The organism is Serratia sp. 22264 (assembly GCF_052045345.1).
In the GTDB taxonomy this organism is placed as follows: domain Bacteria; phylum Pseudomonadota; class Gammaproteobacteria; order Enterobacterales; family Enterobacteriaceae; genus Serratia; species Serratia plymuthica.
Map to the genome: position 1 here is coordinate 71,929 of NZ_JBQEOY010000010.1, position 17,963 is coordinate 89,891.

19 protein-coding genes are annotated in these 17,963 nt (G+C 56.8%); 7 read left to right on the forward strand and 12 right to left on the reverse strand.

What is annotated here, in order from left to right; translation table 11 throughout:
- Window positions 1-167: 167 nt before the first annotated feature.
- A complete protein-coding gene (gene cysE / locus ACTJJ1_RS23995; RefSeq protein ID WP_004953246.1) occupies window positions 168-989 on the forward strand; it encodes a serine O-acetyltransferase in 822 nt (273 codons plus the stop codon).
- Between the two features lie 66 nt (window positions 990-1,055).
- Here cysE and ACTJJ1_RS24000 read toward each other — a convergent pair whose 3' ends face one another.
- The 5 genes from ACTJJ1_RS24000 to cpxR form a co-directional block, all read right to left on the reverse strand.
- Entirely contained in the window at window positions 1,056-1,727 is a 672-nt protein-coding gene (locus tag ACTJJ1_RS24000; protein WP_004953244.1) for a DUF3313 domain-containing protein, read from the reverse strand.
- 106 nt (window positions 1,728-1,833) lie between these two features.
- Window positions 1,834-2,607, reverse strand: coding sequence for a CHAD domain-containing protein (locus tag ACTJJ1_RS24005; protein ID WP_004953242.1), 774 nt, complete (start codon window positions 2,605-2,607; stop codon window positions 1,834-1,836).
- 62 nt (window positions 2,608-2,669) lie between these two features.
- Entirely contained in the window at window positions 2,670-3,143 is a 474-nt protein-coding gene (trmL, locus tag ACTJJ1_RS24010; protein ID WP_004953239.1) for a tRNA (uridine(34)/cytosine(34)/5-carboxymethylaminomethyluridine(34)-2'-O)-methyltransferase TrmL, read from the reverse strand.
- A 63-nt stretch (window positions 3,144-3,206) separates the two neighbouring features.
- Complete coding sequence (gene cpxA / locus ACTJJ1_RS24015; protein WP_004953237.1) at window positions 3,207-4,580, reverse strand: envelope stress sensor histidine kinase CpxA; 1,374 nt, start codon at window positions 4,578-4,580, stop codon at window positions 3,207-3,209.
- Window positions 4,577-5,275, reverse strand: coding sequence for an envelope stress response regulator transcription factor CpxR (gene cpxR / locus ACTJJ1_RS24020; RefSeq protein WP_004953234.1), 699 nt, complete (start codon window positions 5,273-5,275; stop codon window positions 4,577-4,579). Before cpxR ends, cpxA begins: the two co-directional genes overlap by 4 nt.
- A 148-nt stretch (window positions 5,276-5,423) precedes the next feature.
- Between cpxR and cpxP the strand changes: the two genes are divergently transcribed.
- From cpxP to ACTJJ1_RS24040, 4 genes are all read left to right on the forward strand, one after another.
- The gene (gene cpxP, locus ACTJJ1_RS24025) at window positions 5,424-5,918 is read left to right on the forward strand and encodes a cell-envelope stress modulator CpxP (protein ID WP_004953231.1); all 495 of its coding nucleotides are present in this window, start codon (window positions 5,424-5,426) and stop codon (window positions 5,916-5,918) included.
- Between the two features lie 116 nt (window positions 5,919-6,034).
- The gene (fieF, locus tag ACTJJ1_RS24030; RefSeq protein ID WP_004953229.1) at window positions 6,035-6,937 is read left to right on the forward strand and encodes a CDF family cation-efflux transporter FieF; all 903 of its coding nucleotides are present in this window, start codon (window positions 6,035-6,037) and stop codon (window positions 6,935-6,937) included.
- A 231-nt stretch (window positions 6,938-7,168) separates the two neighbouring features.
- On the forward strand, window positions 7,169-8,131 hold the full coding sequence (gene pfkA, locus ACTJJ1_RS24035; protein WP_004953227.1) for a 6-phosphofructokinase: 963 nt from the start codon (window positions 7,169-7,171) through the stop codon (window positions 8,129-8,131).
- A gap of 184 nt (window positions 8,132-8,315) precedes the next feature.
- Window positions 8,316-9,305: a sulfate ABC transporter substrate-binding protein gene (locus ACTJJ1_RS24040; RefSeq protein ID WP_004953224.1), complete on the forward strand. Its 990-nt coding sequence runs from the start codon at window positions 8,316-8,318 to the stop codon at window positions 9,303-9,305.
- 66 nt (window positions 9,306-9,371) lie between these two features.
- Here ACTJJ1_RS24040 and tpiA read toward each other — a convergent pair whose 3' ends face one another.
- Together tpiA and ACTJJ1_RS24050 are read right to left on the reverse strand one after the other, a co-directional pair.
- Window positions 9,372-10,139 (reverse strand): triose-phosphate isomerase, encoded by a 768-nt coding sequence (gene tpiA / locus ACTJJ1_RS24045; protein WP_004953219.1) that lies wholly within the window; start codon window positions 10,137-10,139, stop codon window positions 9,372-9,374.
- A 127-nt stretch (window positions 10,140-10,266) separates the two neighbouring features.
- Window positions 10,267-10,857, reverse strand: coding sequence for a DUF1454 family protein (locus ACTJJ1_RS24050; protein WP_006328853.1), 591 nt, complete (start codon window positions 10,855-10,857; stop codon window positions 10,267-10,269).
- Between the two features lie 200 nt (window positions 10,858-11,057).
- Between ACTJJ1_RS24050 and ACTJJ1_RS24055 the strand changes: the two genes are divergently transcribed.
- On the forward strand, window positions 11,058-11,483 hold the full coding sequence (locus ACTJJ1_RS24055) for a DUF805 domain-containing protein (protein ID WP_004953214.1): 426 nt from the start codon (window positions 11,058-11,060) through the stop codon (window positions 11,481-11,483).
- A gap of 8 nt (window positions 11,484-11,491) precedes the next feature.
- Here the strand turns inward: ACTJJ1_RS24055 and fpr are convergent, their stop codons facing one another.
- Window positions 11,492-12,238 carry a ferredoxin--NADP(+) reductase gene (gene fpr / locus ACTJJ1_RS24060; protein ID WP_004953210.1) on the reverse strand — a complete coding sequence of 249 codons (747 nt, stop codon included), beginning with the start codon at window positions 12,236-12,238 and terminating at the stop codon, window positions 11,492-11,494.
- A gap of 3 nt (window positions 12,239-12,241) precedes the next feature.
- A complete protein-coding gene (locus ACTJJ1_RS24065) occupies window positions 12,242-12,865 on the reverse strand; it encodes a helix-turn-helix transcriptional regulator (RefSeq protein ID WP_004953208.1) in 624 nt (207 codons plus the stop codon).
- A gap of 296 nt (window positions 12,866-13,161) precedes the next feature.
- On the opposite strand from ACTJJ1_RS24065, the gene emrD reads away from it, so the two are divergent.
- Window positions 13,162-14,346, forward strand: coding sequence for a multidrug efflux MFS transporter EmrD (gene emrD, locus ACTJJ1_RS24070; RefSeq protein ID WP_004953205.1), 1,185 nt, complete (start codon window positions 13,162-13,164; stop codon window positions 14,344-14,346).
- A gap of 32 nt (window positions 14,347-14,378) precedes the next feature.
- Here emrD and glpX read toward each other — a convergent pair whose 3' ends face one another.
- The 3 genes from glpX to ACTJJ1_RS24085 form a co-directional block, all read right to left on the reverse strand.
- Entirely contained in the window at window positions 14,379-15,389 is a 1,011-nt protein-coding gene (glpX, locus tag ACTJJ1_RS24075) for a class II fructose-bisphosphatase (protein ID WP_440835631.1), read from the reverse strand.
- 130 nt (window positions 15,390-15,519) lie between these two features.
- Window positions 15,520-17,028 carry a glycerol kinase GlpK gene (gene glpK / locus ACTJJ1_RS24080; protein WP_006328848.1) on the reverse strand — a complete coding sequence of 503 codons (1,509 nt, stop codon included), beginning with the start codon at window positions 17,026-17,028 and terminating at the stop codon, window positions 15,520-15,522.
- Window positions 17,029-17,071: 43 nt separating this feature from the next.
- Complete coding sequence (locus ACTJJ1_RS24085) at window positions 17,072-17,917, reverse strand: MIP/aquaporin family protein (protein ID WP_004953195.1); 846 nt, start codon at window positions 17,915-17,917, stop codon at window positions 17,072-17,074.
- Window positions 17,918-17,963: the final 46 nt, after the last annotated feature.

Sequence of the window (17,963 nt, forward strand, 5' to 3'; positions counted from 1 at the left end):
CCATACCCTGGAGATTTCAGGTTGCAGCCAACGGTGGGTGCTACGGCTTGAAGGGCGACAAGTATAAAACCGATAGGCGGGGCAGCGAGCTGACCCCGGCAATTGATTTGGGCTGCCTGACCGTGATGCGGTGAGGCAGCCTGTTTTGCAAGGTGGAGAGGAACCTGATGTCGTCAGAAGAGTTAGAGCAGGTCTGGAAGAGCATCAAATCAGAAGCGAGAGAGCTGGCTGAGTGTGAACCGATGCTGGCTAGCTTTTTCCATGCGACGTTGCTCAAGCATGAAAACCTGGGCAGTGCGCTCAGCTATATTCTGGCAAACAAGCTGGCAAATCCGATTATGCCGGCTATTGCGGTGCGTGAAGTGGTGGAAGACGCCTACCTTGCCGATAAGCAGATGATCGTCTCGGCAGCGCGCGATATCCTGGCGGTGCGTTTGCGCGACCCGGCGGTAGATAAATACTCGACGCCGTTGCTGTATCTGAAAGGTTTCCATGCGCTGCAGGCTTACCGTATCGGCCACTGGCTGTGGTTGCAGGGGCGCCAGGCATTGGCGATTTACCTGCAAAATCAAATTTCGGTCGCCTTTGGCGTTGATATTCACCCTGCGGCCACTATTGGCTGCGGTATTATGCTCGACCATGCCACCGGCATCGTTATTGGTGAAACCGCAGTAGTGGAAAACGACGTGTCTATCCTGCAGTCGGTCACCCTTGGCGGTACCGGCAAAACCAGCGGCGATCGTCATCCGAAGATCCGAGAGGGCGTAATGATTGGCGCCGGGGCTAAAATTCTCGGCAATATCGAGGTGGGCAAAGGCGCAAAAATCGGTGCCGGCTCGGTAGTATTGCAATCCATACCGCCGCATACCACCGCCGCCGGGGTGCCGGCGCGCATCGTCGGCCGACCGGAAAGCGATACGCCTTCGATGGATATGGATCAGTACTTCAACGGCACCAATCAGGGTTTTGAGTTCGGCGACGGCATTTAAGCCGGTTTGCTGATGGATAAAATCGGGGGGAGCTTTAGGCTCCCCCCGATGTTTTCCGGCAGAGAATTAACCCTGTTTCGGGAATTTCACGATATCGGTAACCATGCTATCGATCGCCGCTTTGACCTCGTTCGCCGTCACCGGCGCGGAGTCATTGCTGACGGTCTTGCCATAGCCTTTACGCACCACTTCCATCACCGTTTTGCCGGTATCCTGATCGATCAGTTGCGCTTCGAGGAACAGCGTGGTGTTTTGCGTGCGGTGCCCGCTGGCGGCCATAGTGCTGGCGATCACTGCGGTAACCGGGGTCACTTCATAGAACTTCAGATCTTCATTTTCAGCCGACACGGCGGTGATCGCCACTTTGGCGAGCAGCACGCGCGATCCTGACGGGCTTTGCAGCACTGTCATTCGCTCGCTCAGTGCGGCGTTGATTCGCTGATTGGCGTAGTCTTTGATTTTGTTCAGCGTATCCTGGTTGACGCGTGCCGTCGGTTTGGCCGCCGGGTAATAGGTCACAGGAGAAAAATAGACGCCCCGGTAATTGGATTCTTTAAAGGTAGGATCGATCCAACGCAGCGTTTTATGGCCGGTGGCCGATTCGGTTTCCTGCAGCTTGCTGTAATCGCTCAGAAAACCTGAATACTGCTGCTTATTTGCTACTTTAGACGAACAGCCCGCCAACAACAGGCCTGTTGCCAGCACCGCCATGGCAACGCTCAAGCGTTTTTTTTTCATACGATTTCCTATGATGAATGTCTATTACCCTTACAAAACATAGCTCATTATCTTCTATTGCAGCGAATGTTTTGGGGCCAGACGTGCACTGTCTTTGCATACTTTGTCAGGATCGTGATGCGTCGCGGGTTTTAGAGGTGAGCGCCCGCGAAAGCGCAAACAATGCAGCTTCAGCCCTCTCCAGCGCTGTTTCCTGAGCGTCTTGCCATTCTGGCAGCAGCGGCCAGAGATCTTGCTGATTTTCGGCTTGCCGGCACCAGACAAAACGATCGTGCCAGTCTCCCAGTGCATTTTGCGCCTCTTTCAGGCTGGCGGCGGCTTCCGGTGTGATAAGCGAGAACTGTGGGTAGGCGTCGGTAACATAGCGCAACCGCTTGATCAGCAGGCGCAGCCGGTGGCGATCGTAGTGCCCGTCGGCCAGCGCCAGACGCAGCTGTTTCACCTGCCGGGACAGGCGATGGGCAACGCGACGTTTTGCGTGCCGGCGTTTGGCTTTATGGAAGCTTTTTGGCCAGTCGTGCAGCAAGTTGGGAAAGCGGAACAGCAAGGGATGTGACGCAAGGGCGAGGTTGCGGCTTTGCAATTCGGTTTTGCGGACGTTGGTCTGCCACTCTAGCGGATGTCGCGCCAACTCGGCGATCAACACTTCCAAATCGCGTATCGGCGTGGTGAGTTTCCCCAGGCTGGCGGCGGCGTTGTCGAGTTGTGCGACGCCGGGTGTGCCGCGCAATGGTCTCAGCAGGCTCCTGATTCGCCGCAGGTTGATGCGTACGTCGTGCAGAGCCTCAGTGTCCGTCGTGTCCTGCAAACGCGCCAGCGCCTGATTCAGCGCATTCTCGAGCCTGCGGAAGTGGGCGATAATACTCTCTGTGAAAGCCATGCGATGTCCCCGGAGAGGTGATCTGTTCAGATTATCCTCCCCGCAGGACGGGTTGTCACCGCTTAAGGTTTAATCAGTGCACCGGCATAGTCCAACTGCCGCCAGGCTTCGTACACCACCACCGCGACGGCGTTCGACAGGTTCATGCTGCGGCTTTGCGCCTGCATGGGGATGCGGATTTTCTGCTGTGCAGGCAAGGCCTCGAGGATCTCGGCGGGCAAGCCGCGAGTTTCCGGCCCAAACAGCAGGTAGTCGCCGGGCTGATAGCTGACCGCGCTGTGTGCTGGGGTACCTTTGGTGGTCAGGGCAAACAGTCGCTGCGGGTTTTCGCTGGCGATAAAGGCGGCGTAATCGGCGTGACGTCGGATATTGGCGAATTCATGATAATCCAGCCCGGCGCGGCGCAGCCGTTTGTCGTCCCATGGAAAACCCATCGGTTCTATCAGGTGTAACTGGAAGCCTGTATTGGCGCACAGACGGATAATATTGCCGGTATTGGGTGGAATTTCAGGTTCAAATAAAACGATGTTCAGCATGTAAAAGGCCCCTCATGAAGAGGGGCGCAGAATAACAAAATCTTGCCGATCTGTCTTAGGCGATCAACGCTGGTGCAGAGGTAGCCACAGTACCAACCGCAGGCCGCCGAGCGGGCTGTCTTCCGCCTTCACCCAGCCGCGGTGTTGATTGACCGCAGCCTCGACAATCGCCAGGCCCAGACCGGTGCCGCCCGATGCACGATCGCGTGCTTCGTCGGTACGGTAGAACGGCCGGAAAATCTGCTCGCGATCTTCCTCGCTGACGCCAGGACCGTCGTCGTCGACCACAATAGTGATGCCCTGGTTGTCGGCGCTAAACGCCACGGCAATGCGCGTGTTCGAATAGCGCAGGGCGTTACGCACGATGTTTTCCAGCGCGCTGTCCAATGCGCTGGCGTTGCCGAATAGCGCCCAGGGGCCTGGAGGGGAGCTGACTTCCAGGTGTTTGCCCATTTGCTCGGCTTCGAATCCGGCGTCATCCAGCACGTCGGCCCACAGTTCGTTGGCCAGCAGCCGCTCGCGCGCCAACTCGCTTTTCTGCTGCCCGCGCGACAGCACCAGCAGATCGTTGATCATCGAGTCCAGACGCTGCGCCTCGGTTTCGATGCGCGCCAGTTCATGTCCTTCGCCGTGACGACGGCGCATTAGCGCGGTAGCCAACTGCAAGCGGGTGAGCGGTGTGCGCAGCTCATGCGAGATGTCGGAGATTAGCCGCTGTTGGGCGGTCATCATGCGCTCCAGCGCACTAACCATCTGGTTGAAGCTGGCGCCGGTGGCCAGAAACTCTTGCGGCCCAGATTCCAGCTCCGGATGCTGTTTCAGGTTGCCGCGGGCGACGTCATCGGCGGCGTTTTTCAACTTGCGCGCCGGTTTGGCCAGGCTCCAGGCCAGCCACAACAGTAGGGGGGCGCTGATCAGCATGGTGACGATCAGCAGCAACAGCGGCCGGTCGAACATCAGGTTGATAAAATCGGATTGTGGGCTGTTGGCGGGACGAATGAGATACAGCTGGTAGTTGTCCTCGCCATCGCGCACGGAGAACGGGCCGACCAGCTCGACGCGGCCGTATTTTTTCTTCTTCGGATGATCAGAGTTATCAGACTGGCCGATAAAGTTACGCACCAGCTGCATTTCGTTGCGCTGCATGTTACCAATCACGCGGCCTTCGCTGGTGACCAAAAGCAGCCGCTGCCCCGGTGGGGCCCATTTTTCGATGGCGCGAAATAAGCGCCGCCACCACATCAGGTCGTTGGCCGGATCGTTTTGCAACTCGGCCTCGACGTGTTGTTCCAGCATTAACCCCTGCCGCTGCTCGCTGTCCAGCAGCGAGGTCATTTGGCGGGAGTCGAGCTTGGGCACCATCAACACCAGCATCAGCACCAGGGCTAATGTGAACCAAAAAATGGCGAAGATACGTGCCGTCAAACTGTTGATCATGTTGCAGATACCATTAAATAACCCCGGCCGCGCAGGGTCTTGAACCACGGATGGCCATCTTTGCGGTTCGGCAGTTTACGTCGCAGGTTGGAGATATGCATGTCGATGGCGCGATCGAATGGCGTCAGGCGCTTACCCAATACTTCCTGGCTCAGCAGCTCACGCGACACGACCTGGCCAAGGTGCTGCGCCAGCAGGTACAACAGGGTAAATTCGGTACCGGTGAGATCCAGCGTTTGGCCGTCAAAGCTGGCTTCCTGGCGGCCCGGATTGAGCTGCAGGCCGTCAACGTCCAGCGTCGGTGCGCCGGTATCGACATTTTGCTGCTGTTCGCTCCAGTTGGAACGGCGCAGGATGGCGCGGATACGCGCCACCAATTCACGATCGTTAAAGGGTTTCGGCAGGTAGTCATCGGCACCCAGTTCCAGCCCCAGCACGCGATCCAGTTCGCTGCCGCGGGCAGTCAACATAATGACCGGCGTCTGGTGATGCTGGCGCAGCTCTTTCAAGGTATCGATACCGTTTTTCTTCGGCATCATGATATCGAGCAGCAGCAGATCGATGGAGCTGTCGAGCAGCGACAACGCCTGTTCGCCATCGTAAGCAACGACGATAGTAAAACCTTCCATTTCAAGCAGTTCTTTTAACAGCGAGGTCAGCTCGCGGTCGTCGTCAACTAACAGAATTTTATTCATTATGTTTTACCTCCTGACGCAAAATACGTCATCAACTGTTGGCATTCCATGACTTTACGTAGTTTTACATGCACTGACGCATGTTTGCAGGTGCAGCAGTACACTGCTCCTCGTTGATTCGCAAAGTGAGAAAGAACGAGGAGTTAAAATGCGTAAGGTAACCGCATTAGTTATGGCATCAATGCTGGCAATAGGTTCTACCGCTGCGTTTGCTGCTGACACTACTTCGGAAACTGCACCGACTCCCGGAAACGATGCGATAACCAGAGTCCCTGGCCAGCACCACATGTTTGACGGTGTCAGCCTGACTGAGCAGCAGCGCCAGCAAATGCGCGATTTAATGCGCCAGGCGCGCCACGATCTGCCTGGTGTCAATGTAGCTGAAATGGAAGCCATGCATAAACTGGTGACCGCAGACAAATTTGATGAAGCCGCCGTGTATGCTCAGGCGGAAACAATGGCTCAGCAACAGGTTAAGCGCCAGGTCGAAATGGCCCGGGTGCGTAATCAAATGTATAACCTGCTGACGCCACAGCAAAAAAGCGTTTTAGACCAGAAACATCAGCAGCGAATGCAGCAGATGGAGCAACAAATTTCTGGTTTGCAGCAAACTTCTGCCCAGAAGTTGAGTATGACTGAGTAGTCCCCTGTTTTTCCTTGCCATAGACACCATCCCTGTCTTCCCCGCCATGATGGCGGGGCTTTTTTTGCCCGTCATTCCGTTATACTGACCCTCTCATGTTTTACCCAAGGTGGGTTATGGAACCGCAATATGCGCGTTTGGTGAAGTCCACCGCGTTAGCTGCCACCGTGTTGGCCTCCACGCTGTTACTGATAAAAATTGTTGCCTGGTATCGCACCGGTTCGGTGAGCCTGCTGGCTGCGCTGGTGGATTCCCTGGTGGATGTTGCCGCGTCGCTGACTAACCTGCTGGTGGTGCGTTACTCGCTGCAACCGGCCGATGAGGAGCACACCTTCGGGCATGGTAAGGCGGAGTCGCTGGCGGCGCTGGCGCAAAGCATGTTTATTTCCGGCTCGGCGCTTTTTCTGTTTCTGACCGGTTTTCAGCATCTGTATTCGCCGGAAACCTTGCGTGACCCCGGCATAGGTATTGCCGTGACAATCGTTGCGCTGGTCAGCACCCTGATCCTGGTCACATATCAGCGTTGGGTGGTAAGAAAAACTCGCAGCCAGGCCGTGCGAGCAGATATGCTGCATTATCAGTCAGATGTCATGATGAATGGTGCTATTCTTATTGCGCTTGGGCTAAGCTGGTACGGTTTCCAGCGGGCAGATGCGCTGTTTGCATTGGGAATTGGCGTCTACATTCTCTATAGCGCGCTGCGGATGGGCTATGAAGCGGTACAATCGCTGCTGGACAGAGCATTGCCGGATGACGAGCGCCAGGCGATTATCGACGTAATTTCTTCCTGGCCGGGGGTGAAAGGCGCGCACGATCTGCGCACACGCCAGTCCGGCCCGACGCGTTTTATCCAGTTGCATCTGGAAATGGACGATGAGCTGCCGCTGATGCAGGCGCATATTCTGGCCGAACAGGTGGAGCAGGCGCTGTTGCACCGTTTTCCGGGGGCGGATGTCCTCATCCACCAAGATCCTTGTTCCGTGGTGCCATCGGGCCGGCAGGGGCATTGGGAGCTATAATTCATGCAGGGCGGTCAGGATAAGTACGGCAGGCGAATAACGAGTTAGCTCAGCGTGCCATGTCGATTTTTTACCGTAATATTGCGTGACTTGAATCAATTCAGCTGGGTGTTTTTGTTATAATATCCAGCAATAAAGCCGTAACGCTGGTTTTCTGCAGCCGGAGAGGTTCCAAGGCAATCGGCGAATACAGAATTCTTAAGAAATTGCATCTACAGTTCAGAGGTAGTCATGATCAAGAAAATCGGTGTACTGACGAGTGGCGGTGATTCGCCGGGTATGAATGCTGCGATCCGTGGCGTTGTGCGTGCCGCGCTTTCGGAAGGTCTGGAAGTTTTTGGTATTTACGATGGCTACCTTGGTTTGTACGAAGATCGCATGGAACGGTTGGACCGCTATAGCGTGTCCGATATGATCAACCGCGGTGGCACCTTCCTCGGTTCAGCGCGTTTCCCTGAGTTCAGAGACGACAGCGTGCGTGCCAAGGCGATTGAAAACCTGAAAAACCGCGGTATCGATGCGTTGGTGGTGATCGGCGGCGACGGTTCCTATATGGGGGCCAAGCGCCTGACGGAAGAAGGTTTCCCTTGTATCGGCCTGCCGGGCACCATTGATAACGACGTGGCCGGTACCGACTACACCATCGGCTTCTTCACCGCGCTTGAAACCGTGGTCGAAGCGATTGACCGTCTGCGCGATACCTCATCTTCGCATCAGCGTATTTCCATCGTTGAAGTGATGGGGCGCTATTGCGGCGATCTGACGCTGGCAGCGGCCATCGCCGGCGGCTGTGAATTTATCGTGTTGCCTGAAACCGAATTCAACCGCGAAGACCTGGTTTGTGAAATCAAGGCCGGCATCGCCAAAGGCAAAAAACACGCGATCGTGGCGATCACCGAGCACATCTGCGATATCGATGAACTGGCGCGCCATATCGAACAAGAAACCAAACGCGAAACCCGTGCTACCGTGCTGGGGCATATTCAGCGCGGCGGTTCGCCGGTGGCTTACGATCGTATTCTGGCTTCCCGCATGGGCGCTTACGCCATCGAACTGCTGTTGCAAGGCTACGGTGGCCGTTGCGTCGGTATCCAGAACGAGAAGATGGTGCATCACGACATCATCGATGCGATCGAAAACATGAAGCGTCCGTTTAAGGGCGACTGGTTGGATACGGCGAAAAAACTGTACTGATCCCCGTCCAGCCCAGCAGTCACAGCCTCCGCATGCGGGGGCTTTTTTTTGTCCGGCGCGTTTATATTCCATAATCGTCTAGCCCAAAATTTTTAATTCTTTAATTGGTGGGAGAGTTTCTGGCAGGCTCTGATGCTAAATCAACCGATTGAGGTTGCGATTATTTTCCTGGGAGAGCGAGTCGATGCGTAAATGGGGTGTAGGTCTGACAATAATGCTGCTGGCGTCCGGTGCCATGGCGAAAGATATCCAACTGCTGAACGTTTCGTACGACCCGACGCGTGAGTTCTATCAGGAATACAACACCGCATTCGGTAAGTACTGGCAGCAGCAAACCGGCGATAAAGTGACGGTGCGTCAGTCGCATGGCGGTTCCGGCAAGCAGGCCACCTCGGTGATTAACGGTATTGAGGCCGACGTGGTTACACTGGCGCTGGCCTATGATGTGGATGCCATCGCCGAGCGTGGGCGCATCGACAAAGACTGGATTAAACGTCTGCCGGACAACTCCGCGCCTTATACCTCGACCATCGTGTTCCTGGTGCGCAAAGGCAACCCAAAACAAATTCACGACTGGGCCGATTTGATTAAACCGGGCGTGTCGGTGATTACACCGAATCCGAAAACCTCCGGCGGTGCTCGTTGGAACTATCTGGCTGCCTGGGGTTACGCGCTGCACCACAACAATAACGATAAAGCCAAGGCGCAGGAGTTCGTGAAAAACCTGTATAAAAACGTTGAAGTGCTGGATTCCGGTGCGCGTGGCTCGACCAATACCTTCGTTGAACGCGGTATCGGCGACGTGCTGATTGCCTGGGAAAACGAAGCGTTGTTGGCGGAAAAAGAGCTGGGCAAAGACAAGTTTGAAATTATCACCCCGAGCGAATCGATTCTGGCGGAGCCGACCGTCTCAGTGGTAGATAAAGTGGTCGATAAGCGTGGCACTCGCGATGTGGCTACGGCTTACCTGAAGTATCTGTATACGCCGGAAGGGCAGACCATCGCGGCGAAAAACTACTATCGCCCGCGTGATGCGGCGGTGGCGGCCAAGTTTGCCGACCAGTTCCCGAAACTGAAGCTGTTCACCGTGGATGATACTTTCGGCGGCTGGACCGAAGCGCAGAAGGTGCACTTTGCCACCGGTGGCGTGTTCGACGAGATAAGCAAGCGCTGATGCTTTTGTGACTGCAATAAAAAACCCCGGCATGCCGGGGTTTTGTTATTTATGAGCCGAATGAAATCAGGCTTTTTTAGCGGCTGCAGCGGCTTTGACGATCACGGCGAAAGCGTCAGCTTTCAGTGATGCGCCGCCAACCAGCGCGCCGTCGATGTCCGGCTGGGTGAACAGCTCGGCAGCATTCTTATCGTTTACAGAACCGCCGTACTGGATGATCACTTCTGCAGCTACGGCTGCGTCCTGCTTGGCGATGTGATCGCGGATAAATTTGTGTACTGCCTGTGCTTGCGCAGGCGTAGCTGACTTGCCGGTACCGATGGCCCAAACTGGCTCATAAGCGATAACGGTACCTTTGAACGCTTCAGCGCCCTGGGTTTTCAGCACGGCGTCGATCTGGCGTGCGCAAACTTCTTCGGTTTTACCCGCTTCGTTTTCTGCATCGGTTTCACCGATGCACAGCACCGGGATCAGACCAGCCGCTTTCAGCACGGCAAATTTTTCGGCGATCGCAGCGTCGGTTTCTTTGTGGTAAGTGCGACGTTCGGAGTGGCCGATGATGATGTATTGCGCGCCTACATCTTTCAGCATGTCAGCGGAAACTTCGCCGGTGAATGCACCGGACAGGTTCACGTCTACATTTTGAGCGCCCAGAGCAATGCGGCTGCCGGCCAGAGCGTGCTTGGCCTGATCCAGGTACATCACCGGCGGTGCGATAGCCACGCCACAACCGTCAACGCTGCTCAGTTCATTGCGCAGAGCGGCAATGAGTTCGTTAACCATGTGAGTGCTGCCGTTAAGCTTCCAGTTACCCATAACTAATGGATGACGCATGTTTTTTCCTCCAACAAGGGAACGCGAGAGTCGAAATAACCACTGCCGGACCGGCAGTTTACCTGGCCAACAGTATAGAGATGATTAAGCGCGAAGGCTTTGCTTTTCGTCATTAAATACCCAGCTGTTAAGGCTCGGATAACGCCAGCTTAACCGGTTCAACAGCGAAAGTTACCCCTTTATCGCCGTTGTCCGATACCACGTAGCGGATCGCGCCGACCTGCTGTTGGTAGAAGCGTGAGCCTTTGCCCTTTTCCAACAGGCTGGTCACTTTCGCCAGACTTTGCTCCACCGTCAACGCAGGTTCAAATTGGCGCATCAGCGCGGCCATGTAGCTGACGGCAACGCTGCGAGCGGCTTTCTCTTCGCTGCTTTGTTGCAGCGGCAGGTGAGTGATCTGCAGCGTTTTGATTTTACCGGTGCCTTTTTCCAGCGCGGTGGAGGCATAGAGGTTTTCATTCAGCTTGCTGGCGGCACGCGTCAGCAATGGCGAGTCGTCTTCTGCGGTTGCAATGGCGCGAAATTCGCCGATCGGCAGCGTTGGATTATCGCGATTGTATTTTTCGCGGAATATTACCACCGTCAGATCAAACGTCGGCGCGCCGGCCAGCAGGTAAGGTGCGGTGGGCGACGCACTGGCGGCGGCATCCGGTGGATCGGCCCAGGCACTGCTGATACCCAGCAACAGGCAGGCGATGGCGATGGATTTTCTCAGCATGGCATACACGGCATCAAGAACAAAGATGGCTCCGATTAAAGCGATAACCGAGGGGGATTGTCAAAGATCCCGCGCCATTATCGCTCGCTGACAGGAAAGCTGTGCGTTACTCCGCGTAATGCAGGGCGTAAATCTCCGCCCGGCGGAGCCTATGTTACACTGCGCGACAGAATATGGGCAGGCTAAGAGCGCAGGAATCGATGACGTTACAGCAGTGGTGTTTTTCTTTTAAGGGCCGTATCGGGCGGCGTGACTTCTGGATTTGGATGGGGGCCTGGCTGGTATTGATGGCCGTCGCCTTTACGCTGGCGAATTACCAACTGGTGGCTATCCAGTCGATAGCGTTCTTTATCGTTGCGTTGCTGTGGCCAACTGCGGCGGTGCTGATCAAGCGCTTGCACGATCGCAACAAGGCCGGCTGGTGGGCGCTGCTGTTGATTCTGGCGTGGATGCTGGCGGCGGGCAATTGGCAGATGCTGGCGCCAATCTGGCAGTGGGGCGTCGGGCGTTTTATCCCGACGCTGATTCTCGTGATGATGATGATTGATCTGGGCGCCTTTGTCGGCACCCCAGGGAACAACCGTTTCGGCCCGGAAGCCGAGCCGGTCAGGTTCCGCAGGAAATAAGCCTGCGGTTACCAGTAATGCTCGCTGGTCATATGGCCCGGCTTGCGGCGCAGATGTTTACGCATCTGCCGCTGATCCTTCAGCGTCTGCTGGGTGTCTCGCACCATCTGCGGGTTACCGCACAGCATGACGTGGCAGGTTTCGGCATCTAGGGGCAGCCCCACCGCCGCTTCCAGCCGGCCGTCTTCGATCAGCGCTGGCACACGCCCGGTCAGTGAACCTGCGGCGTCTTCGCGGCTGACGACGGTCTGAATGCGCAGCTTACCGTTGTAGCGCTGCTGCAATTGCTGCATCAGCGGCAGGTAGCTGAGATCGCGCGCAAAGCGGGTGGCATGCACCAGCACCAAATTTTTGAAGCGTTCCAGGTCTTTGCCTTCCTGCAGGATGGACAGGTAAGGGCCGATGGCGGTACCGGTCGCCAACATCCACAGGGTGTCGCACTCCGGCACTTCTTCCAGCACGAAGAAACCGGCGGCCTCTTTGGTCACCATCACTTCCGATCCCGGTCGCAGTTGATTGAGCCGCGGGCTCAGTTTGCCTTCCGGCACGGTGACCAGGTAAAACTCCAGATTCGGATCGCTGGGCGCATTGACGTAGGAATAGGCGCGCTGCACGCGCTCACCGTCAACTTCCAGCGCCAGTTTGGCAAATTGCCCGGCGGTAAAGGTATCAATAGGGGCATGGACGGTAATGCTGAACAGCCCGTCGGTCCATTGCTCTACCTGCGTAACCTTGCCATTAACCCAGTCAGCCATACTCTAAAGCTCCAATGGTCGAATCAAATAAGCGCAATGTCGTGAGCCGGAAATGGCATGCGCAGCGCGTTCTATTCGGTAGCCGTGGCCAAACAGGCGGTGAAACAGCCGCAGTTCCGAGTTGCACAGGTTGCTGCAGACGGTGGCCGCCACGCCGATCGGGCAGTGGTTTTCCACCAGCAGCATGCCCTGCGGATGTTCGAACAGTTCGGCCATGTAGCCATCGTGCTGCCGCAGGCGCACCAACCGGGCGAGTTTGCCTTGATGGCTGCGTTCTTCCGACAGCTCTTTGGCATAGCGCTGATAGAGCTTTTCTTCCCGTTCGCTAATCAGCTGTTCCACACCTTCGGCGCCAAACAACTGATGGGCAGACTCCAGTAACGCCGTGGCAAGCGTATCGTGGCAATCGGCGAACTCAGCGTGGCCTTGCTGGGTCAGCGACCAGTAACGCGTTGGGCGGCCTACTTTGGTACGCGCTTCTTCGTAACAAACCAGCTCACGTCTTTCCAGGGATTGCAGATGCTGACGGATACCCATTGGGGTGATGTCCAGACGCTCAGCCAGCATTTTGGCGGAATGCGGCCCCAAGGTTTTCAACTGCAATAAAATCAGCTCTGGTGTTTTCATGAACCAAATCCCTATGGTGTTATTTTATTTCAAGATGATGAAAATAATTATCGATTAAATGCTAAAGCCAAATTACGGCGATCTCGCCATTTTTACCCCTTAAGCGTTAGACGTACAGTTTAATTTACGAGGTTGGTTGCCTTTGCTGCCAGTGTGACCGGGATCAATATCTGCCTGAAACTCGCTAAAAAAATCAGATTTGTTAGCTTATGCCGCCATAGAGGGCTGCTCGCCGTTCTGACTCAATCCGGAGTCATGCCGGGACGCTGTGACGAGTTAATACGCTAACGAAGACAATGAGAAAAATAGACAATTTTCACCTGCTGGTGATGCTCACCCTGTTGGTGGCCGTCGGTCAGATGGCGCAAACCATTTATGTTCCTGTCATTGCCGACATTGCCCGAGATCTGTCGGTGCGTACCGGTGCGGTACAGCGCGTGATGGCGGCGTATCTGATGACCTATGGCTTTTCACAGCTGATTTACGGCCCGCTGTCGGACCGCATTGGCCGCCGCCCGGTGATCCTCGCCGGGATGATGATTTTCCTGATTGGTGCCCTGGGCGCGTTTTTGTCCAATAGCCTGACGATGCTGGTTGCCGCCAGCGCCATTCAGGGGATGGGCACCGGCGTGGCGGGGGTGATGGCGCGTACCATGCCGCGTGACCTGTATGCCGGGACCTCACTGCGCTATGCCAACAGCCTGCTCAATATGGGCATTCTGGTGAGCCCGCTGCTGGCGCCGATTATCGGTGGGGCATTGGCGATGATATTCGGCTGGCGCGCTTGTTACGCTTTCCTGTTGGCGCTTTGCGCCGGCGTCGCCTTCGCCATGTTCCGCTGGCTGCCGGAAACCCGGCCGCAACAGACAGAAAAACGGCGCATGCTGGCGAGTTTCGGCAAGCTGCTGGCCGACGGCACTTTCAGCTGTTATCTGGTGATGCTGATCGGTGCACTAGCGGGGATCGCGGTGTTCGAGGCCAGTTGCGGCGTGCTGATGGGCGGCGTGTTGGGCTTGAGCGGGCTGACCGTCAGTATCCTGTTTATCCTGCCGATCCCTGCCGCATTTTTCGGTGCCTGGTACGCCGGCCGTGACGGCAAAACCTTCCACAGCCTGATGTGGCATTCGGTCATCAGCTGTCTGCTGGCAGGTCTGATGATGTGGATCCCGGGTTGGTTTGGCGTGATGAACATCTGGACGCTGATCGTGCCGGCGGCGCTGTTCTTTTTCGGCGCAGGGATGTTGTTCCCGCTGGCTACCACCGGCGCGATGGAGCCATTCCCCTATCTGGCGGGTGCGGCGGGCGCCTTGGTGGGCGGTATGCAGAATATGGGCTCGGGTTTGGCGACCTGGCTCTCCGCCATGCTGCCGCAGACCGGGCAGTTTAGCCTCGGCCTGCTGATGTTTGCGATGGCGCTGCTGATTTTGCTGTGCTGGTGGCCGTTGTCAAATCGTCTCCAGCATCAGGGACATACCGCATAAAACCAACAGGGCGCCAATGGCGCCCTGTCGAATTACAGTAGAAACTCGTGCAGCGCCGGATCTTTACGGTCCAGATAATGGGTTGAGCGAATTCGGCGGATAGTGCGGGACTTACCACGGATCAGCAAGGTTTCCGTGGTGGCCATATTGCCCTGGCGGCTAATGCCTTCCAGCAGGTCGCCCTTGGTGATGCCGGTGGCGGAGAAAATGACGTTGTCGTTGCGCGCCATTTGGTCCAATACCAACACCTTGCCGGCCTCAATCCCCATCTCGTTGCACCGCACCAGTTCTTCTTCACCGATGCGGCGGTTCTCGGCGCTGTCGCCTTTTACTTGATGGCGCGGCAGCAGTCGCGCCTGCATATCCCCGTCCAGCGCACGGATCACCGCAGCGGAAATTACCCCTTCAGGTGCGCCGCCGATACCGTACATCACGTCGACTTCGCTTTCAGGCATGCAGGTCAGGATGGAGGCCGCTACGTCGCCGTCAGGGATAGCGAAAACCCGTACCCCGAGCTGTTGCAGCTGCGCGATAACGCCGTCGTGGCGCGGTTTGGCCAGAATGACTACCGTCAACTGCGCCAGCGGCTTGTTCAGTCGGGCTGCGACATGGTTCAGGTTTTCTGCCAGCGGCAGGTTGAGATCGATAGCGCCGCGCGCCGCCGGGCCCACCACCAGCTTTTCCATATACATGTCCGGCGCGTGCAGGAAGGTGCCGCGATCGCCCACAGCCAGCACGGCCAGCGCGTTGGGTTGGCCCATGGCGGTCATGCGGGTGCCTTCGATGGGATCGACCGCGATATCCACCGCATCGCCCTGGCCGCTGCCGACTTGTTCGCCGATATACAGCATGGGCGCTTCATCAATTTCGCCTTCGCCGATCACGATGCGGCCATCGATATCCACTTTATTGAGCATAATGCGCATTGCGTTGACCGCAGCGCCGTCGGCGGCATTCTTGTCGCCGCGCCCCAGCCATTTGTAGCCCGCCAGCGCGGCGGCTTCGGTAACGCGGGAAAATTCGATGGCTAATTCACGTTTCATGGCAAAACCCGTTGTGAGAAAGGAAGAAAATATCGGCAAAGTTTATCACAGCAGGGCGGCAGCGGGCGGGGCAAAAAAAAACGCGCCGCCCGGGGGCAGCGCGTGATTCGGTCAACAAAGCAAAGGGGGGTTAGTCGTGATCTTCCCATGCCTGGGCACGGGCAACCGCTTTTTTCCAGCCGCTGTAGCGGAAGTTACGCTCGGTGGTTTCAATGCTTGGGCGGAACTCGCGCTCGATAACGGCTTTGCTCTTCACCTCATCCAGATCGTTCCAGTAGCCAATGGCCAGGCCCGCCAGGAAGGCCGCACCCAGAGCCGTCGATTCACGCACTTCAGGGCGCTCAACACGGGTACCGAGGATGTCGGACTGGAACTGCATCAGGAAGTTGTTGGCCACTGCGCCACCGTCCACACGCAGCGACTGCAGGCGGGTGTTGGAGTCGGCCTGCATGGCGTCGAGCACGTCGCGCGTCTGGTAGGCGATGGACTCCAGCGTGGCGCGGATGATGTGGTTGCTGTTCGCACCGCGGGTCAGGCCGAAGATGGCGCCACGGGCATACGGGTCCCAGTAAGGGGCGCCCAGGCCGGTGAAGGCCGGTACGACGTAGACGCCGTTGCTGTCTTTCACCTTGGTGGCGAAGTATTCGGAGTCGGCCGCATCGCTGATCAGTTTCAGCTCATCGCGCAGCCACTGGATAGAGGCGCCGCCGATAAATACCGCGCCTTCCAGCGCATAGTTCACTTCACCGCGCGGGCCACAGGCGATGGTGGTCAGCAGGCCGTGGCTGGATCGCACCGCTTCTTTGCCGGTGTTCATCAGCAGGAAGCAACCGGTGCCGTAGGTGTTTTTCGCCATGCCCGGTTGAACGCACAGTTGGCCGTACAGCGCCGCCTGCTGGTCGCCGGCGATACCGGCGATAGGAATACGCGTGCCGCCTTTACCGCCGATATTGGTCTGGCCGTACACCTCGGAGGACGGACGGACTTTCGGCAGCATGACGCGCGGAATATCCAACGCTTCCAGCATGCGATCGTCCCAGTCCAGCTCATGGATATTGAACATCATGGTGCGCGAGGCGTTGGTGTAATCGGTCACGTGCACCCGCCCCTGGGTCATTTTCCACACCAGCCAGGTGTCGACGGTGCCGAACAGCAGCTCGCCGCGTTTGGCGCGTTCACGGGCACCTTCAACGTTATCGAGGATCCACTTCACCTTGGTACCGGAGAAGTACGGGTCGACCACCAGGCCGGTGTTGTGACGAATGTACTCTTCCAGGCCATCGCGCTTGAGCTTTTCGCAGATGTCGGCGGTGCGGCGACATTGCCAGACGATGGCGTTGTAAATCGGCTTGCCGGTCTCTTTTTCCCACACGATGGTGGTTTCACGCTGGTTGGTGATGCCGATGCCGGCAATCTGATCGGAGTTGATGTCGGCTTTTGCCAGCACTTCCACCAGCGTGGAACTTTGTGATGACCAGATCTCCATCGGATCGTGTTCAACCCAGCCGGCTTTCGGGTAAATCTGCGTGAACTCGCGCTGAGATACCGCAACAATATTGGCATCGTGATCGAGCACTACGGCACGTGAACTGGTGGTTCCCTGGTCGAGAGCGACAATGTATTTTTTTTCTACTGTCATGATCTTAATCCTGCTGTTGTTAACCGTTTTAAAACTGTGTCAATCACGCTTTGCGCTGTTGGGCCTTGGTAGCGGGTTCTTCTTCCTCTACGCAAACATCGCACGGCAGATGGCGGCCAATCAGGGCGCGGTAGCCGAAGGCACCCAGACCGGCACCGAGGATAGGGCCAAAGATTGGCACCAGGAAGTACGGGATATCACGTGCCCCGGTGAAGGCCACTTTGCCCCAACCTGCCAGATAAGCGAACAGTTTCGGGCCGAAATCACGCGCCGGGTTCAAAGCAAAGCCGGTCAATGGTCCCATGGAGGCGCCGATAACGGCAATCAGAATACCGATCAGCAGCGGTGCCAGCGGGCCACGTGGAATACCGTTGCCGTCGTCGGTCAGCGCCAGAATCAGGCACATCAGAATCGCGGTAATCACCGTTTCCACCAGGAAGGCCTGGCCGACGGAGATGTGCGCGTTAGGATAAGTGGAGAAGATACCGGCCAGAGCAAGGCTCTCGTCGCTGCCGCGGACCATATGGTTGGCCGCTTCGAAATCGAAGAACAGGTTGTAATACAACCCGTAGACCAGGGCTGCTGCGCAGAAGGCTCCGGCGATCTGCGCGACAATGTAAGGGAGTACTTTGCGTCCGTCAAAGCAGGCGAACAACCACAGCGCGATAGTGACGGCCGGGTTAAGGTGCGCACCGGAGATGGCAGCAGTCAGATATATGGCCATGGCAACGCCCAGGCCCCAAATGATACTGATTTCCCACTGGCCGAAGCTGGCGCCCGCCAGTTTCAGTGCGGCAACGCAGCCTACGCCAAAAAAGATCAACAAACCTGTGCCGAGGAACTCGGCGATACACTGGCCTTTTAGGGTCGGACTGGTGGTTTGGCTCATAATGTTGTTGTCCTGCAAAACGGCGGTTATAGGTTTATAGGCTCAC

What these genes read in the sequence shown, in the direction of transcription:
- cpxP (WP_004953231.1), top strand. Translation starts at nt 5,424, where the DNA reads ATGCGTAAGGTAACCGCATTAGTTATGGCATCAATGCTGGCAATAGGT.
- glpK (WP_006328848.1), bottom strand. Translation starts at nt 17,028, where the DNA reads ATGACAGTAGAAAAAAAATACATTGTCGCTCTCGACCAGGGAACCACC.
- fieF (WP_004953229.1), top strand. Translation starts at nt 6,035, where the DNA reads ATGGAACCGCAATATGCGCGTTTGGTGAAGTCCACCGCGTTAGCTGCC.
- ACTJJ1_RS24050 (WP_006328853.1), bottom strand. Translation starts at nt 10,857, where the DNA reads ATGCTGAGAAAATCCATCGCCATCGCCTGCCTGTTGCTGGGTATCAGC.
- cpxA (WP_004953237.1), bottom strand. Translation starts at nt 4,580, where the DNA reads ATGATCAACAGTTTGACGGCACGTATCTTCGCCATTTTTTGGTTCACA.
- cysE (WP_004953246.1), top strand. Translation starts at nt 168, where the DNA reads ATGTCGTCAGAAGAGTTAGAGCAGGTCTGGAAGAGCATCAAATCAGAA.
- trmL (WP_004953239.1), bottom strand. Translation starts at nt 3,143, where the DNA reads ATGCTGAACATCGTTTTATTTGAACCTGAAATTCCACCCAATACCGGC.
- tpiA (WP_004953219.1), bottom strand. Translation starts at nt 10,139, where the DNA reads ATGCGTCATCCATTAGTTATGGGTAACTGGAAGCTTAACGGCAGCACT.
- glpX (WP_440835631.1), bottom strand. Translation starts at nt 15,389, where the DNA reads ATGAAACGTGAATTAGCCATCGAATTTTCCCGCGTTACCGAAGCCGCC.
- ACTJJ1_RS24040 (WP_004953224.1), top strand. Translation starts at nt 8,316, where the DNA reads ATGCGTAAATGGGGTGTAGGTCTGACAATAATGCTGCTGGCGTCCGGT.
- ACTJJ1_RS24085 (WP_004953195.1), bottom strand. Translation starts at nt 17,917, where the DNA reads ATGAGCCAAACCACCAGTCCGACCCTAAAAGGCCAGTGTATCGCCGAG.
- ACTJJ1_RS24000 (WP_004953244.1), bottom strand. Translation starts at nt 1,727, where the DNA reads ATGAAAAAAAAACGCTTGAGCGTTGCCATGGCGGTGCTGGCAACAGGC.
- emrD (WP_004953205.1), top strand. Translation starts at nt 13,162, where the DNA reads ATGAGAAAAATAGACAATTTTCACCTGCTGGTGATGCTCACCCTGTTG.
- fpr (WP_004953210.1), bottom strand. Translation starts at nt 12,238, where the DNA reads ATGGCTGACTGGGTTAATGGCAAGGTTACGCAGGTAGAGCAATGGACC.
- ACTJJ1_RS24055 (WP_004953214.1), top strand. Translation starts at nt 11,058, where the DNA reads ATGACGTTACAGCAGTGGTGTTTTTCTTTTAAGGGCCGTATCGGGCGG.
- pfkA (WP_004953227.1), top strand. Translation starts at nt 7,169, where the DNA reads ATGATCAAGAAAATCGGTGTACTGACGAGTGGCGGTGATTCGCCGGGT.
- cpxR (WP_004953234.1), bottom strand. Translation starts at nt 5,275, where the DNA reads ATGAATAAAATTCTGTTAGTTGACGACGACCGCGAGCTGACCTCGCTG.
- ACTJJ1_RS24005 (WP_004953242.1), bottom strand. Translation starts at nt 2,607, where the DNA reads ATGGCTTTCACAGAGAGTATTATCGCCCACTTCCGCAGGCTCGAGAAT.
- ACTJJ1_RS24065 (WP_004953208.1), bottom strand. Translation starts at nt 12,865, where the DNA reads ATGAAAACACCAGAGCTGATTTTATTGCAGTTGAAAACCTTGGGGCCG.